A 16,268-nucleotide genomic window follows, 5' to 3' on the forward strand; every position below is an offset into this window, starting at 1 on the left:
GTTTAGTTAACCTATTTTGACTGAAAATGTTCAGCAAGTGACACACGCCGGGCGGGACCAACAGCATCGGCTTTCGGCATTGTATGCTCATACCCTTTTTTTACAAAAACAGCGGGATGTCCTTCACCGGCTACCCGCTTCAACCGCTCATCAAACTCACCAAACAACTGATATTCATAACGAATGTTCCCGAACCGGAAAGCAACAATATCGCCGTTAAATTCAACTTCTGACGTGATATAACGACTATCCGTCATGACTCCCTGCTCACTGATACTAAACACTTCCGTATCGTATCCGGGCGAAGCGGTTTCTATCCATTCCCCATAAATCCGCTGTGGGTCAACATATTCCCGGTAATTGATATAAGCCACACGGCCTATAGCCGCAGAAGTAAGAAGCATCATCACCAGCCAGATATATTTCCCCCACGGAACAGACCGTTTTTCTTCTGCTTTTCTTGCTTCAGCTTCAGCGGCGGCCTTGACCTGCAGTGCTTGTTTACGCAAAACCTCCCGTCGACGCTGCATTTCTGCATTACGCTGCTTTTGATTATTGTGTTTACGTAACAGCTCCTGGGCCATACTTTCCCCCGGCAGGTTGTAAAATCTCCTTTGATTCTACTGCCTGCCGGAACAGATGAATAGCTTTAGTTTTGTGCTAGTTATCCAAATGTTTTACCGAAATACCATCACTATTGAACATATGCAGTTTACTGGCATCAGCTTTTAGACTGATAGTTTCTCCTTTATGCAGATTGATAATTCCCGGCAACTTTGCAATAACCGGCTCTTTATGGTCCGGTACATCAATATGTAGCAAAGTAACCTCACCAAGTGATTCGACGAAAAGAACATTACCACTGACAAAAGCCTCGCTTTTATCTGCCAGTTGAAAATCTTCCGGGCGTATTCCTAAACTAACGGTCTCACCCTGCATAGACGCCGGACACGGGAAGGGAAATTCTGCCGTAGCTCCGGTAGCAAATTTCAGTTTGCCGCTGTCACCACATTCCATCAGTTCCGTAGCAATCATATTCATCGCCGGAGAACCGATAAAGCGGGCAACAAATACATTTGCTGGATTGGTATACAACTCCAGTGGCGTACCAACCTGCTCAATCCGACCAGCAGACAAGACAACAATCCGGTCTGCCAGTGTCATGGCTTCAACCTGATCATGGGTCACATAGATCATGGTTGTCTGATCCATTTTCTCTTTCAGGTTAGCAATCTCAATCCGAGTCTGAACCCTGAGAGCCGCATCAAGGTTTGAAAGCGGTTCATCAAACAGAAAGACTTTGGGATTGCGCACGATTGCCCGTCCAATCGCGACACGCTGACGCTGACCACCAGAGAGCGCCTTGGGCAGTCGTCCCAGATACGGCGTCAGTTGCAGCATCTCCGCCGCCTGTGTTACCCGACGGTCAATTTCCTCTTTTGACTCTTTAGCAATGCGCATCGCAAATGCCATATTATCGTACACCGTCATATGTGGATAAAGCGCATACGTCTGGAATACCATAGCGATACCACGCATAGCAGCTGGTGTATCATTTACTCTGGCTCCCTCAATGTATAAATCCCCACTGGTGATATCTTCCAGCCCGGCGATCATCCTCAGTAGTGTTGATTTACCACAGCCCGATGGCCCGACAAACACAATAAACTCACCAATATCGATCTCGAGATCGACACCGTGAATGACCTTAGTTTCACCGTAGGCTTTTTTAATATTTGTTAGTTTTAAACCATTCATCGAATTCTCTCTCAACCAATTATTTCACCGAACCGGCCAGCAGGCCGCGAACCAGATAGCGCTGAAGGCTAAAGAACACCGTCAAAGGAACGGCAATAGATACGAATGCAGAAGCCGTGAGAATTTCCCAGTTACCGCCACGGGAACCAAGTAATTCTCTCAGACGCCCGGTCAGCACCAGTTCATTTTCTCCGTTACCCAAAAATACCGTTGCAACCAACAGGTCATTCCACACCCAAAGGAACTGGAAAATGGCAAATGAAGCCAGTGCCGGGAACGACAGGGGTAATACAATTCGGACAAAGATTTCAAAATCCGTAGCACCGTCAACTTTAGCTGATTCGATAATCTCTTTTGGTAAGCCGGAGATGTAATTCCGCAATAGATAAATCGCCAGCGGCAGACCAAATCCGGTATGTGCCAGCCATATCCCCAGATAGGTTTTTGCTCCGACACCAAAAAATGCACCAATTTCGTTATAAAGACGCAGCAGTGGGATCAGCGACATTTGCAGCGGTACAACCAGCAGCCCGACGACCAGAGCTATCAGCAAAGAACGTCCCGGCAAACGCATCCAGGAAAGTGCATAAGCGGCAAAAGCAGCAATCAGAATCGGAATAATAGTCGCCGGAATCGTCACTGTCAGTGAATTGATAAACGACTGCCCTATTCCTTCTGCTGTCAGCACTTCTCTGTAGTTATCCAGACCAAACTTAGGCGGCACCTTAGCGGTATAGAAAATACGCTTACCACGCGAACCTTTGAACGGTTCAGGAGATGTCATAATATAATGCCCGTCAGAAGCCACCGTCAGAGAGCCACCGTCTCTCATCGAAGCCACCTCTCCGGCTTTAAACGCCGTTGGTTCTCGGGATGACCAGCCGAATACGGTCACGTTAAGTGCTTCGTCTCCTTCTGCCAGTGCTCCCTGCAGAACATACACTCCATCTTTTTCAGTCTGAGTATCGGGAGTGTCAGTACGACCAATCAGATTCTGCTCTGAAGCAGACAGCGCTGTCCACCAGCCAGACACCGCCAATTGTGATTTGTCCCGAAATGAGGAAATCAACAAACCCGCCGTTGGCATCGTCCATAGGATCACAATCAGTAACACGGAAATATGCACCAGAATCGTCAAAGGTGAACGACGTAGTTTACTCATGGAGAATTTTGCATCCGACATTTAACGATCCTCCATCTGTGCATTCGCCTGACGAATGTTCCAGACCATCACAGGAATAACAGCCACCATAATAACCACAGCAATCGCTGCACCACGCCCAAAGTCGCCACCGCCTCTGAACATCCAATCAAACATCATATTTGCCAGAACCTGAGAATTCCACTGACCGTTCGTCATCGCCAATACGATATCGAACACCTTAAGAACAGTGATGGTAATAGTGGTCCATACCACAGCAATCGTTCCCCATATCTGTGGAATAAGGATTTTAAAGAAAATCTGAATACCGTTGGCACCATCAAGAACAGCAGCTTCAACCGTTTCTTCCGGAATACCACGCAGGGCAGCCGACAGTATCACCATCGCAAACCCGGTCTGGATCCAAATCAGGATAACCATCAGGAAAAAGTTGTTCCAGAAGGGGATGGTTATCCAAGCTTGTGGTGTACCGCCGAAATATTCAACAACGGCATTCAGCAAACCTATCTGTTCAGCACCCTCTGCACGATAATCGTAGATGAATTTCCATATAATGGATGCACCGATAAATGAAATCGCCATCGGCATAAATACCAGACTCTTAGCGATATTGCCCCAACCAACCTTATCCGTCATTGCGGCAATGACCAGACCAAAAAAAGTGGATGCGGCCGGTACAACCAGTAACCAAAGCAGGTTGTTAAACAGTGATTCCTGAAACTCTTTATCTTTAAGCAGCCAGAGATAGTTACCAAATCCGACGTACTCTTCACCACTCCGTCCATGCATAGACAGGATGGCAGACTCAAATACAGGATAAACAAGGTATAACCCGAGGAAGGTCAGCGCCGGGCCTAAAAACAGCCATGGTCTGATTGCAGCTGCACGGCGTATATTCCGGGCCATCTGGTCATTGGATACACCTCTGACAGGAAAAATCAGCGACAACAGCCAATTCGTTCCAACAAAGTAAGCAATACACCCAAGCACACCGACAACCACAACAAAAATAGAGGAATATAACTGTCCCATAACAAATTACCTCACTACATTTTATTGTTAGCTAATGGGTTGAAGGGGCATTTTGCCCCTTCAGATATCAGCACTACTTCAGTGCATCCCAAGTTTTCTGGATTTCGTCAGCGACAGTCTGAGATGTTTTGCCACCACTGTAATCCACCATACCCGTCCAGAAAGCACCAGCACCAATTTTGCCTGGCATCAGATCGGAACCATCAAAGCGGAATGTGGTTGCACCCAGCAGAATTTGACCCTGTTTTTTCAGCGAATCATTCGCATAGGTATCCAGATTGGCCTCTTTGAACGGAGTCAGGAAGCCTGACTGAGCCATCCAGATTTCATGCGCAATCGGTAGCTGCAGGAACTTCATAAATTCACGAGCTCCTTTGGAGTCTTTGGTGATACTCCACATGGTGCCTGCACCCAATACCGGCTTACCCAGATCCTTAGATTCATAAGCAGGGAAATAGAAAAAGTCTGCATCCTGTCCCAGCTTCGTGCCTTCAGGGAAGAAACTAGGAATAAAAGAAGCCTGACGATGCATATAACACTTCGCCGGAGAGGTAAACAGGCCTTTCGGGCTATCACGGAAGTCCGTTGCCGCCACAGCACGAGCACCACCATCAACATAATCGTCATTACCGATAAACCAGCCAAACTCATCAATGGCACCAACCACTTTTGCATCATTAAACTTCAGCTCATTGGTCACCCACTTATCATAGTCAGCCGGAGACTGGGTTCTCAACATCAGATCTTCAACCCAGTCAGTTGCAGGCCAGCCTGTTGCGGCACCACTGCCCAGACCGATACACCACGGAGTTCCGCCATCATCTACAATCTGTTGCGTCAATGCTTTCAGATCTTCCATCGTTTCAGGAACGTCATAACCAGCGTCTTCAAAGTTTTCCGGTACATACCAGACCAGAGACTTAAGATCGACCTTGTAGAAGAACCCGAACAGCTCCTTCTTACCCTGCTTATTCGCAAACGTTCCCAAATCCACCCACGAAGAACCGGCAGCATAGTTAGCCTCTATCCACTCATTCCAGTCACTGCTCAGAGGGGTCAGGAAGCCTTTAGACGCAAGGTCTGCAGCCAAACCTGGCTGTGGAAAAATAGCGATATTCGGCGCACTTCCGGCCTGTACATCGATAACAATCTGCTGCTCAAATGAATCTGAACCGGCATACTGGACATCTGCCCCTGTCGCCTCTTCAAAATAAGCAATAACACTTTCGATCAATGCCTTATCAGGACCAAGCCATGGGCCACTAATTTTTATAATTTCTCCTTTTAAATCAACCTTTTTTAGATATTCATAACTTGGCCAGTTAAATCGATTATCTTCACCGGGTTTGTATTTCAAATCGGCGGAAATAGCAGAGGAAGATAGGATAGCAAGAGCAACTGCGCTAGTGATTAAAGAAGTTTTCATCGTCTGGAACTCCGTGTATTCAGTTACTTGTAGTAGGGTTTTATTTCAGTTTTTTATACATATAAGCCGTCTTCATCAACGGGCTCTATATAACCTAGTCCTACAGAAGAAAAATGTTTAAGGAAACGTTCTCAATTTATGCAGTAGATCAACATATTGGATTAAATATTCTATTTTTTGTGAAATCAGATTCTATAGTGTTTATCTGGATTGTTTTTTTGATGTCAGGAGTACTCCCTAATGAATACCGAAACATTACCTTACCACTGGTGGCATAATGCCGTCGTCTATCAGATCTATCCCCGAAGCTTTAATGACTCCAATGGAGATGGCATTGGTGACATTCCCGGCATCATAGAAAAACTAAACTATATCAAACAGTTAGGTGCAAATATCATCTGGCTCAGTCCTGTGTATAAATCACCGATGGATGATAATGGTTACGATATCTCCGATTACTACTCTATCGCTCCGGAATTTGGAACGATGCAGGATATGGAACAACTCATCGCAGAAGCAGCTAAACGTAACATCAAAATCATGATGGACTTGGTGGTTAACCATACTTCTGATGAGCACCCCTGGTTTATCGAATCAAAAAGCAGCCGGGATAACCCCAAACGTGACTGGTATATATGGAAAGATCCAAAAGAAGACGGAAGCGAACCCAATAACTGGGAATCATTCTTCACACCCAAAGCCTGGAAACTCGATGAAAATACAGGACAATACTATCTACATTTATTCAGCAATAAACAGCCGGATCTGAACTGGGCGAATCCCGAAGTACGGGAAGCAGTCTACGATATGATGCATTTTTGGCTGAAAAAAGGATTGGGTGGTTTCCGGATGGATGTGATCAATATGATAGGTAAACCATCTGATTTTCCTGATGCAACTATCTTCGATGCCGGTGTCGCCGGCTGGGAACATTGGGCAAATAACCTGCTCTGCCACCAGTATCTGCGCGAAATGCATGAGAAAGTACTCTCTCACTACGATGTTCTGACTGTAGGAGAAACGCCTTTTACCACGACGCTAGATGGCCGATACTACTCCAGCCCGGCCCGGAATGAGGTCAGTATGATCTTCCACTTCGAACATATGAGTATTGACCGTGAAGAGCATAACGCTGTCCGTAAGCCGTTTGATCTGCTGGAATTCAAAGCCATTATGTCCAAATGGCAGGATGACCTGTACCAAAAGGGCTGGAACAGTCTGTACTGGAATAACCACGATCAGCCCAGAGCCGTGTCCCGCTATGGTGATGACGGGGAATACCGGATTATCAGTGCCAAAATGCTTGGCACCGTCCTGCATATGATGAGTGGTACCCCTTACATCTATCAGGGTGAAGAAATCGGAATGACCAATAAATATTTCTCTGATATCAGCCAATTTAATGATCTGATGGCTAGATTCCACTACCAGAAAATGATGGAACGAGGCGTCACACCACAAAAAGCGCTGGAATTCCTCAACTACTTCTCCCGGGATCACGCCAGAATTCCAGTTCAGTGGAATAATAACGAGCATGCCGGTTTTACCAATGGTACGCCCTGGTTAGAAGTGAACGAAAACTATCCGCAAATTAATGCCGAACAGGCGGTTGCGGATCCGGACTCCGTTTTTCATCACTATCGCCAGCTTATCGCACTGCGTCAGGGAGAAGAGTATGGGGATGTCATCGTGTATGGTAAGCACCAGTTACTGGATCCGGAAGACAGCGATGTTTATGTCTATACCCGCACATATAACGGTAAAAGGCTGCTAATTGTTGCTAACTTCAGTAAAGAATCGCTACTCCGGGATTATGACTTTATCCTGAAACAGGTGGTACTGAATAACTATGACGACACCATCACTAGCCTGTCACCATTATCGTTAAGGCCATATCAGGCAGTCATTTTTTCTGTAGATTAAACCATAACCTAAAAAAACGGCCTGTCCATAGTAAGACAGGCCGGTTATTTTCATAAACATTACGCACAATTTACGTAAAAATCTCCGATTATGCGGTTAAATCACATAAATGAGATGGTATTTTTTGTCTCTGCTTTACCATTGTACAAAGCCTTATCCGCTACCGACACCAGACGTTCAATATCAATATCTTCAACAACCTGGTGATTAAAGTGAACGCCAATTGTCACTGTCAGGTACTCAGAAATCGGAGAGTTGGGGTTATGGATCTCGGCCTCAGTAACCGCCTGACGGAAGCTAAGCAAGCGCTCTTCCAGTGAAGAAAATTCTTCACCCAGCATCACAATAAAGAATTCATCTCCACCATAACGGAAACAATACCCTTCCGGCTGAAAATAGCGCCGGATCAATGCGCTGACCTTAATCAGAGCCCGGTCTCCTTCCAGATGACCAAAATAATCATTCAGTAGCTTGAAGTAATCCATATCAATCATGACAGTCGCAATGCTCTGACCAGACTGTTTTGCCCGCTCCAGTACCGGTGGAAGCAGCTCTTCCAGTGCAAATCGATTATAAATACAGGTCAGGTGGTCATGCTGGGAAATACGTTTCAGCTCTTTTTTCTGTTTGTTCAGTTCACTGAGGATCCGATGATGCTGAGTAACACAACGAGCCGTCCAGATAACATATTCTTCTCCGGCAGAAAAACTAACCGGTGTCAGAAAACCTTCATAGGTTCGTATTCCTCCGGGTCCCGGCAGATTACAAAACAACTCAACCTCATGGACAGGAATACTGTATTCATAGTGGAATGTTTTCTGGGTCTGGATCACCCACTGAATTTTGGACAGAAAATCATTAGCAATCTCCGGTGAAAAAATATCAAAGACACATTTTCCGACCAGAATCTGCGGGTCATGGTAACGTTTTGTGTCCTTCCCCCCAAAAACACGCACATAAACACCCTCTTTATTGAGTAAAAAGGAAGGGTCAGGCATGGTATCCAGAAGATATTCATAGGCTTCCGGAAAGTCGAATAATGCTAATGTATCAACGTCATACTTTTCAGCAGTTGCATCCATTTAATTTTTGTCCCTAGCCGGTAAGATCATCAGGCCAGAGACACTCTTTATGGCGTCTTATTCAACCTGAAATACACTCTTTAACAAAAAATAAAGTTGCCCTGAAGAAATTGCACAGGACAATTCACCATCACTTATAGATCTTAAATACCGAAAATAGCAGGCTGCATCCAATCTTTCCAGTAAATACTCTAAATTATTCATTGCTAATTTGAGCTTATTTAGTAATTTTTGACCTATACAGCATTTTTATGCTTTCAGAAAGAAATGAGATTTTAATCACTTTTTGTCTCGTAGATTCTGCTTCTAAGTGATTTTAATCATACACGGCAGGCGGTAAAATTCGTTGAATATATAATTAAAACAGACATTCAAGGAATATCGTTAATGGCCGAAAAAGCCTTGGAAGCAACGATCAGTACCGGCATATCCCAACCAAGACCTAAAGGTTCAGAAACCATCGTCAATAGCACTGATGCTATTGATATGATTTCTCACGGTAGTGAAATTACTATCAATATCACAACACCGGTCGGCATCAAATATATGGGAAGAACCCGTTTTATTGGTTCCCACTCCGCTAACCTGCTGCTACTTGAAATTCCCGAACTTTCAGAAGAAGACCAGCAATATTTCTTTCAGGAAGGTTTTTGGATCAATATCAGAGCGATATCACAAAGGGGAGAAGGTGCCATTATCCATTTTCGCAGCCAGATACTGCATGTCATAACAGAGCCCGTTGCTATGGCCATGATCTCCGTTCCGGGAATGATGAATGTCAATCAACTGCGAAAAGAACCCAGATATGACGTTAACCTGAAAGCCAGAGCCTGCTTCAATAACCAGAGAATAGAATGTGAAATCCGCGATCTGTCTAAAGGTGGTTGCCGCTTTATTACCAGCCCTTTAGCAAAACATTTCGATATCGGAGATAATATTTTTCTGGAAATACTTACCGGAAAAAGTGCCGGAATCCAGTTACACCCTTTAGAAGGCAGTATATGTAACCTGCAGAGTTCCGTACATTACGCCAAATATGGGATGAAATTTAATGAGGCAGGCAGCGATAATGTCAAAACACTGCTTAGTCATCTGAAATTTAATGGAACTAAGCTCGCTTTGAAACTTTGAGCCCCTCAAGCAATTATAAACAGAAAAGGCACTGAAGTGCCTTCTCTGTTTACATTAAAACGAATGGGTTCTCGTTAAACAAACATCTTGATTGCTAAATCTGATGGTTCAATATTTCCCTGATCGATATCACTTACGCAGTGCATTTAATTTAGCCTGAGCAATACCAAATACGGTATTAATCGGATAACTGCCTTCTTCGCTGGGTTCTCCCGCCGGTTTCCCCATAAATAATTCGATGGCTTCCGTCACATGGTCGATTGCCCAAATACGGAATTCTCCTCTTTCCACAGCCAGCCTTATGTCTTTACGTAACATCAGATTACGCACATTAGAACGGGGGATGATGACACCTTGCTGTGGATGACGACCTTTAATGGTGCAGACATCAAAGAAGCCCTCAATTTTTTCATTCACCCCGCCAATAGGCTGGGCTTCACCAAACTGATTCATCGACCCGGTAATCGCAATGTACTGACTGTTAGGCTGACGGGAAAATGCCGATACAATAGCACAAAGCTCCGCCATGCTGGCACTGTCGCCATCCACCCCACCATATGACTGCTCAAATGTAATATTAGTTGTCAGCGGAATTTTCGCTGTTTTACCAAATACCGATGCAATATAGGAAGAGAGGATCAGCACACCTTTTGAATGAATATTACCACCAAGATCAACATTACGTTCTATATCGATAACCTCTCCTTCCCCATACGATGTCACAGCGGTAATACGATTCGGAGCACCAAACATATGATCACTGGTGCTCAGTACAGAAAGAGCATTAACCTGACCAACGGCTTCTCCTTCTGTCATGATTAGTGTGGTGCCGTTAATAAAACTTTCCATCACACTATCCTGCAGACGGCTAACCCGCATTTCCTGATTCTTCAGAGCCTGATCAACATGGCTATAACGGATCAGATTAGAGCGAGCACTCTTGGCAACATAGTTCGATTCGCGCAACAAATTGGCCATCTGTGCCGAATGAAGTGAAAGTTTGTCCTGATCCCCTGCACAGCGGGAACTGTGCTCGATGATTCTGGCTATCGCCTTCTTATCACAATGCAGCATGTTGTTATCATGCACAATACTTGAAATAAACTGGGCGTAATGCAGTTCGGACTCTTCCGTACGATCCATTTCATCTTCAAAATCTGCCGTAACCCGAAACAGTTCTCTGAATTCAGGATCATAGTGCTGCAACAGCTGATATGTCCGGTAATCCCCAAACAGAATAATTTTCACATCCAGTGGAATAGGCTCCGGTTCAAGTGATACCGTTCCCGATAACGTAACTTCTCTCTCCAGAGATGTCAGGCTCAGTTGCCGTGATCGCAGTGCTCGTTTCAGTCCGTCCCACACATAAGGCTGCTCCAGAACTTTGACTGCATCCATTAATAAAACCCCTCCGTTAGCCTTATGCAGAGCACCGGAGCGGATCAGTGAGAAATCCGTAAACACTGTCCCCTTAAAGGTTGCCGTTTCGGTATAACCAAACAATGAATGATAGTTCGGACTTTCTTCAACGATAATCGGGAATTTATCAGACGTCTGGCCAACCAATACGTTAACTTTATAACGACGAGGTAATTTCTTATCCAGAGAAGCAGCCGCAATCTCTCCCTGCTCACCACCTTCTTCCAGAAAAATATCCACATTGTCGACAATATCTTTCTGTAAATCTGTCAGATATTTCTTAATTTCACTCTGACCGGCATAAGATCTCTTAAGTTCTTTGATAAAATGAGAAATCACATCCAGCGTCACTTCTTCGTTCAGCCTCTGGATTTTTTCACTGTATTCTTCTTCCCAGCCAGTCAGTTGACGCACCATAGACCGCAGAACAACCTCCAGCTCATCAATGGTACGGCCAAACTTGTCCTGCTCTTCTTTTGGCAAAGCATCAAAACTTTCTTCCGTATGCTGTTCATCACCATTCATGGCGATAAACTGATACTCTCCCTGCGTAGTCAGGGTCAGACTGATATTTTTTTCTTTGGCTTGTTTGCTGATACCTTCCAGCTCAGACTGTTGCTTCTGAGTTAACTGGCTTTTCAGTTTTTCAGCCCGGCTGAAGTACATCTCGTTATCAAAAGCCAGTGGAATGGCTTTAACCAGTTTAACCATCAGCTTTTCAATATCCTGCCGGAACCGGTTTGCCATACCGGCCGGGAGTTTCAGTACCCTGGGTGTACGGATATCATCGAAATTGGCAACATAGCACCAGTCAAACAAAGCATCCGCTTCATGCTGGTGACGATTCAGATAGCGCAGAATCATGGTTCGTTTTCCCAGACCATTATGCCCTATCGCATAAATGTTATAGCCTTTCTCGCGGATAGACATCGCAAATTCAACCGCTTTCTGGGCTCTTTCCTGACCAACAATCTCATCAATAGGAGAAAGCTCTTTAGTAGATTTACATGGAAGCTGATTCAGCTCTGCCACACGATACAACTCAGAAGACGTCAGTGGAGTTATCGACATATCACCTCCATAGATGATTATAAAATCAGTCAGTTCACTTGTTTATTTCAGTGTAGACGTAATCACGTTACTATTTAGTGACTTAGAACTCCGTTTGAAACCAAGTGGTCAAAACACCGACAGTGAAAATTAAATTCAGCAGATTACCGGGTCATTACTCGCCACTACAGATTTTCCAGCGTAAAATTCTATTTACCACTGAGTTTTTAATCTGTCTGAGCTGAGCTATGCTTTACTCATTGATAATCACCGGAGTTTATCAACAGGAAACAGAATATGACGGATAAAAAGGCAACCATTCTCGTTGTTGATGATACCCCGGAAAATATCGATGTATTAAGTGGCATTCTGAAACAACATTACCGGATAAAAGCAGCTCTGAACGGGCATATTGCACTAAAAATAGCCAGAGAAACACCAAAACCGGATCTGATCCTGCTGGATGTTATGATGCCGGAAATTGACGGCTATGAAGTATGCCGCCGCTTAAAAAACAGCCCTGAAACCAGCAAGATCCCGGTTATTTTTATTACGGCCAAATGCGAAGTCGAAGATGAAGAACTGGGATTCTCACTTGGAGCCTGTGACTATATTACCAAACCAATCAGTCCTCCGATTGTTTCTGCTCGGGTAAAAACCCACCTCAGTCTTTACGATCAATCCCGTCATCTGGAAAAACTGGTTCAAGTAAGAACCGCAGAACTCAGCGATACCCGGCGGGAAATCATCCGACGTCTCGGACGAGCTGCTGAATACAAAGATAATGAAACTGGTATGCACGTTATCCGTATGAGCCTGTATACCCGGCTATTAGCGAAAAAAGTCAGTGATGACGATGAATGGTGTGAGTTGTTGTATAATGCAGCACCGATGCACGATGTCGGTAAAATAGGTGTTCCCGACCATATTCTGCTAAAACCCGGTCCGCTGGATAGGCATGAATGGCATATCATGCGTCAGCACCCCGGATTTGGTGCTGAAATTATTGGTGATCATGCTTCACCACTTTTACAGCTAGCAAGAGAAGTGGCTCTCTGCCACCATGAAAAATGGGATGGCTCCGGCTATCCTCGCGGTCTAATAAAAGAAGCGATCCCCCTTTCGGCCCGAATCATCGCAATTGCGGATGTATTTGATGCACTGACCAGTACTCGCCCCTATAAGGAAGCATGGCCAACAGAACAAGCCGTCAGCTATATTCGTAAACAGTCCGGCCTGCACTTTGACCCATCGCTGGTTCCGCTGTTTCTCGACTCTCTTTCTGATATCGAAATCATCAGACAACAATATATTGATAAAATCAGCCGGAAATAGGAATACATCCTCATGGTGAAAAGAACAGATGACCTATTTAAACGCGGCCAGTACCTGACCGGGCTTATTACTCTTTTTGTACTGATTTTCTTCTTCGGTACAACATACTGGTCAGGTAAATATTTTAAAACCGTCGACCGGTACATCAATATCAACCGGCTGGTCTATCTGCTCGACTCAGCAAAAGTCTTCAAATCTGTTTATATCCGAGACAATAATGATGAAGACGCCCGCAAGGCACAACAAACTCTGGATAAGATCAGCCTGTACCTGAGAGACCTGAAACACGATTTGATTCTTCCTCCCCAGCACAACCTGATAAAATTCACCCATGACCTTGAACAGTATGATGCCGACTTTCAGAAACTAATCTGGCTAAAAGAGCAGCGCACGACGCTAATGCAGGGCTTAAGCTATACCAATGTCAACCGAAAACAATACGATGAAGAACTGATCATAATTGATAACGAAACCGCTCTTCTGGCAGAAAAAATCCAGTCGGACGGGAAACGGATCAGTGAATTACTCACCCGATATGGTGAAGAATGCTACGATGAAATGAGCACCTACAATAAGATAGCCGGATATCTGTTTTTAGCTGCTATCTTGTTCTGCCTTATCATGCTGCTCTTAATCAGTAACATACGTAAGGCTCAGAAAGGAATGAAAAATCTGACCCTTCGTCTGGAGGAAGCTCTGAAACAGGCTGATTGTGCAAACAAGGCCAAATCAGATTTTATCGCTAATATGAGCCATGAAATACGTACTCCGATGAATGCCATCATAGGCATGAGCCACCTAGCACTGGAAACCGATCTGGCACCAAGACAACGGAATTATATCGAAAAACTGAATCAAAGCTCCGAGTCACTTTTAAATATCATTAACGATATTCTGGATTTCTCCAAAATAGAAGCCGGAAGGATGGAACTGGAATCTGCCGGATTCCGTCTGGAAGAGGTACTGGATAATATCACCCGTCTGGTGATTCTCCGGGCAGAAGAAAAGTCCATCGAATTTAACTTCGATATCGCTCCGGATCTGCCAACGGCTTTGATCGGAGATCCGGTTCGTCTGGAACAAATCCTGATAAATCTTGCCAATAATGCAGTGAAATTCACCGATAACAGAGGTGAAATAACAATAAAAGTTTCTCTGGCCTCTCCACTTTATCCCCGTACAGATAAAGCCATTACATTGCTGTTCTCCGTGCAGGACAACGGCATAGGGATGACACAGGAACAAATAGATAAATTGTTCCAGCCTTTTACTCAGGCAGATACCTCCACAACCCGTAAATACGGCGGAACCGGCCTTGGCCTGACTATTTGTAAGAAACTGACCGAAATGATGGGAGGCAAAATATGGTGTGACAGCCAACCGGGTAAAGGCAGTACTTTTTATTTTACCGCCCGGATGAAACCACAGCAGAAACAGCTGAAATTACCTCAGATAGTATCTGAAACTATCGGGCATCTGAATATTCTGGTCACTGATGATAATGCAACGACCCGAGGCATTATCTGCCATATGCTAAACAACTTTAATTTTTCCGTTACGGAAAAAACCAGCGGCCGGGAAACTATCACAGCACTGGAACAGTCTAAGGAAAACAACGTTCACTACGATATTGTGATTATTGACTGGGATATGCCGGTTTTAGACGGTGTGGAAACTGTCCGGCAAATCAGAGAAAATCCGTCGATTCACAAGCCACCAGCTATTGTTCTCACCACCTCTTACAGTAAAGACAGCCTTCCTGAACTGACTGCCGATATGAATATAGCCGGAACACTGACCAAGCCGGTTACCCCATCTGGTCTTCTGGATGCGGTGTTGTCTGCTCTGGGGAAAAACATCATCTCCACCAGCCATAAAAAAGAAAAACACCAGAATGTCGCTCAGGCCAGAAAAAAACTAAACGGAGCATCAATACTGCTGGTTGAGGATAATGACATTAATCAGGAGCTGGCGCTTGAACTGCTGACCGATGCAGGGCTTTCCGTCGCACTGGCCGGAAATGGTCAGGAGGCTATCGAAAAACTGCATAAAGGCTCCTTCGACGGCATACTGATGGACTGCCAGATGCCGGTAATGGATGGCTATACCGCAACCCAATCGATCAGAAAAGAGCCCCGCTATGCGCAACTACCCATTATCGCCATGACCGCGAATGTAATGCCCGGTGATAAAGAAAAAGTATTACTGTCGGGGATGAACGATCACATTGCTAAGCCCATAGATATTGAAGAAATGTTTATCACAATGGCGCACTGGATCACCCCTAAAGCACCGGCAGAGGAGACCAGAAACACAGCAATAGCAGCTACAGATGCCGTACCCGCCAACACACTCTTCTCCGCTTTGACGTCAATCAACACCACAGCAGGTCTGGTACGGACACAGGGAAATACCGGGCTCTACCTGAAGTTACTGCAACGTTTCTATACTCAGTATCAGAATTTTCCGGCACAATTTACTGCCGCACAGCAAGAGAAAGGAACGGAAGCCGAACGGCTCGCTCATACGTTAAAAGGGACGGCTGGCACACTAGGAGCCGACACCATACAAAAAGCCGCACAAGTGCTGGAAACCGCTTGTTCAGAACAGAGAGATACCCGACCAGCCATTAACAGTCTCAGTCTGGTACTGACCCCCGTACTTAAAGAACTGAAGACCTTTTTTGAACAAAATGACAAGCGAACACAATCAGATACAACAGAATTACGAGCGAAGAAAGAAAAACTGATAATGCTGTCCGATACTCTCGAAAAATTAATTAACGATTATGACACTGACGCACTCAGCATTACTGAAGAATTGCTCTCCATCCTAAAAGGAACGCGATTACAACCGCAGGCAGACAAGCTGTATAAATGTATCGCTGGTTACGACTTTGACAGCGCAAAGAAAGCGCTGAAAATACTGACAGACAAACTCTGAGATAGAT

11 protein-coding genes are annotated in these 16,268 nt (G+C 44.9%); 4 read left to right on the forward strand and 7 right to left on the reverse strand.

Features of this window, described 5'->3' with window-relative positions; translation table 11 throughout:
* Nucleotides 1-11 precede the first annotated feature (11 nt).
* The 5 genes from CSW98_RS07575 to CSW98_RS07595 form a co-directional block, all read right to left on the reverse strand.
* Complete coding sequence (locus tag CSW98_RS07575) at nucleotides 12-584, reverse strand: DUF2850 domain-containing protein (protein ID WP_100799863.1); 573 nt, start codon at nucleotides 582-584, stop codon at nucleotides 12-14.
* A gap of 76 nt (nucleotides 585-660) precedes the next feature.
* Nucleotides 661-1,758, reverse strand: coding sequence for an ABC transporter ATP-binding protein (locus tag CSW98_RS07580; RefSeq protein WP_100799864.1), 1,098 nt, complete (start codon nucleotides 1,756-1,758; stop codon nucleotides 661-663).
* 19 nt (nucleotides 1,759-1,777) lie between these two features.
* A complete protein-coding gene (locus CSW98_RS07585; RefSeq protein WP_198517307.1) occupies nucleotides 1,778-2,941 on the reverse strand; it encodes a carbohydrate ABC transporter permease in 1,164 nt (387 codons plus the stop codon).
* Entirely contained in the window at nucleotides 2,942-3,952 is a 1,011-nt protein-coding gene (locus tag CSW98_RS07590) for a carbohydrate ABC transporter permease (protein WP_100799865.1), read from the reverse strand. It lies immediately after the preceding gene.
* Between the two features lie 73 nt (nucleotides 3,953-4,025).
* The gene (locus CSW98_RS07595) at nucleotides 4,026-5,378 is read right to left on the reverse strand and encodes an ABC transporter substrate-binding protein (protein ID WP_100799866.1); all 1,353 of its coding nucleotides are present in this window, start codon (nucleotides 5,376-5,378) and stop codon (nucleotides 4,026-4,028) included.
* 240 nt (nucleotides 5,379-5,618) lie between these two features.
* On the opposite strand from CSW98_RS07595, the gene CSW98_RS07600 reads away from it, so the two are divergent.
* A complete protein-coding gene (locus CSW98_RS07600) occupies nucleotides 5,619-7,301 on the forward strand; it encodes a glycoside hydrolase family 13 protein (protein WP_100799867.1) in 1,683 nt (560 codons plus the stop codon).
* Nucleotides 7,302-7,402: 101 nt separating this feature from the next.
* Here the strand turns inward: CSW98_RS07600 and CSW98_RS07605 are convergent, their stop codons facing one another.
* The gene (locus CSW98_RS07605) at nucleotides 7,403-8,383 is read right to left on the reverse strand and encodes a sensor domain-containing diguanylate cyclase (RefSeq protein WP_100799868.1); all 981 of its coding nucleotides are present in this window, start codon (nucleotides 8,381-8,383) and stop codon (nucleotides 7,403-7,405) included.
* Nucleotides 8,384-8,770: 387 nt separating this feature from the next.
* On the opposite strand from CSW98_RS07605, the gene CSW98_RS07610 reads away from it, so the two are divergent.
* Nucleotides 8,771-9,514 (forward strand): flagellar brake protein, encoded by a 744-nt coding sequence (locus CSW98_RS07610; protein ID WP_100799869.1) that lies wholly within the window; start codon nucleotides 8,771-8,773, stop codon nucleotides 9,512-9,514.
* A gap of 129 nt (nucleotides 9,515-9,643) precedes the next feature.
* Here CSW98_RS07610 and CSW98_RS07615 read toward each other — a convergent pair whose 3' ends face one another.
* Nucleotides 9,644-12,004 carry a Lon protease family protein gene (locus tag CSW98_RS07615; RefSeq protein ID WP_100799870.1) on the reverse strand — a complete coding sequence of 787 codons (2,361 nt, stop codon included), beginning with the start codon at nucleotides 12,002-12,004 and terminating at the stop codon, nucleotides 9,644-9,646.
* A 276-nt stretch (nucleotides 12,005-12,280) separates the two neighbouring features.
* On the opposite strand from CSW98_RS07615, the gene CSW98_RS07620 reads away from it, so the two are divergent.
* Together CSW98_RS07620 and CSW98_RS07625 are read left to right on the forward strand one after the other, a co-directional pair.
* Nucleotides 12,281-13,318, forward strand: a complete 1,038-nt coding sequence (locus CSW98_RS07620; RefSeq protein WP_100799871.1) for a response regulator — start codon at nucleotides 12,281-12,283, stop codon at nucleotides 13,316-13,318.
* Nucleotides 13,319-13,330: 12 nt separating this feature from the next.
* Nucleotides 13,331-16,261, forward strand: a complete 2,931-nt coding sequence (locus CSW98_RS07625; protein WP_100799872.1) for a hybrid sensor histidine kinase/response regulator — start codon at nucleotides 13,331-13,333, stop codon at nucleotides 16,259-16,261.
* The last annotated feature ends 7 nt before the right edge of the window (nucleotides 16,262-16,268 follow it).

Source organism: Vibrio sp. HA2012 (assembly GCF_002812955.1).
Classification (GTDB): Bacteria; Pseudomonadota; Gammaproteobacteria; order Enterobacterales; family Vibrionaceae; genus Vibrio.

Coding starts and splice junctions, on each gene's coding strand:
- CSW98_RS07575 (WP_100799863.1), bottom strand. CDS start 584: ATGGCCCAGGAGCTGTTACGTAAACACAATAATCAAAAGCAGCGTAAT.
- CSW98_RS07580 (WP_100799864.1), bottom strand. CDS start 1,758: ATGAATGGTTTAAAACTAACAAATATTAAAAAAGCCTACGGTGAAACT.
- CSW98_RS07585 (WP_198517307.1), bottom strand. CDS start 2,941: ATGTCGGATGCAAAATTCTCCATGAGTAAACTACGTCGTTCACCTTTG.
- CSW98_RS07590 (WP_100799865.1), bottom strand. CDS start 3,952: ATGGGACAGTTATATTCCTCTATTTTTGTTGTGGTTGTCGGTGTGCTT.
- CSW98_RS07595 (WP_100799866.1), bottom strand. CDS start 5,378: ATGAAAACTTCTTTAATCACTAGCGCAGTTGCTCTTGCTATCCTATCT.
- CSW98_RS07600 (WP_100799867.1), top strand. CDS start 5,619: ATGAATACCGAAACATTACCTTACCACTGGTGGCATAATGCCGTCGTC.
- CSW98_RS07605 (WP_100799868.1), bottom strand. CDS start 8,383: ATGGATGCAACTGCTGAAAAGTATGACGTTGATACATTAGCATTATTC.
- CSW98_RS07610 (WP_100799869.1), top strand. CDS start 8,771: ATGGCCGAAAAAGCCTTGGAAGCAACGATCAGTACCGGCATATCCCAA.
- CSW98_RS07615 (WP_100799870.1), bottom strand. CDS start 12,004: ATGTCGATAACTCCACTGACGTCTTCTGAGTTGTATCGTGTGGCAGAG.
- CSW98_RS07620 (WP_100799871.1), top strand. CDS start 12,281: ATGACGGATAAAAAGGCAACCATTCTCGTTGTTGATGATACCCCGGAA.
- CSW98_RS07625 (WP_100799872.1), top strand. CDS start 13,331: ATGGTGAAAAGAACAGATGACCTATTTAAACGCGGCCAGTACCTGACC.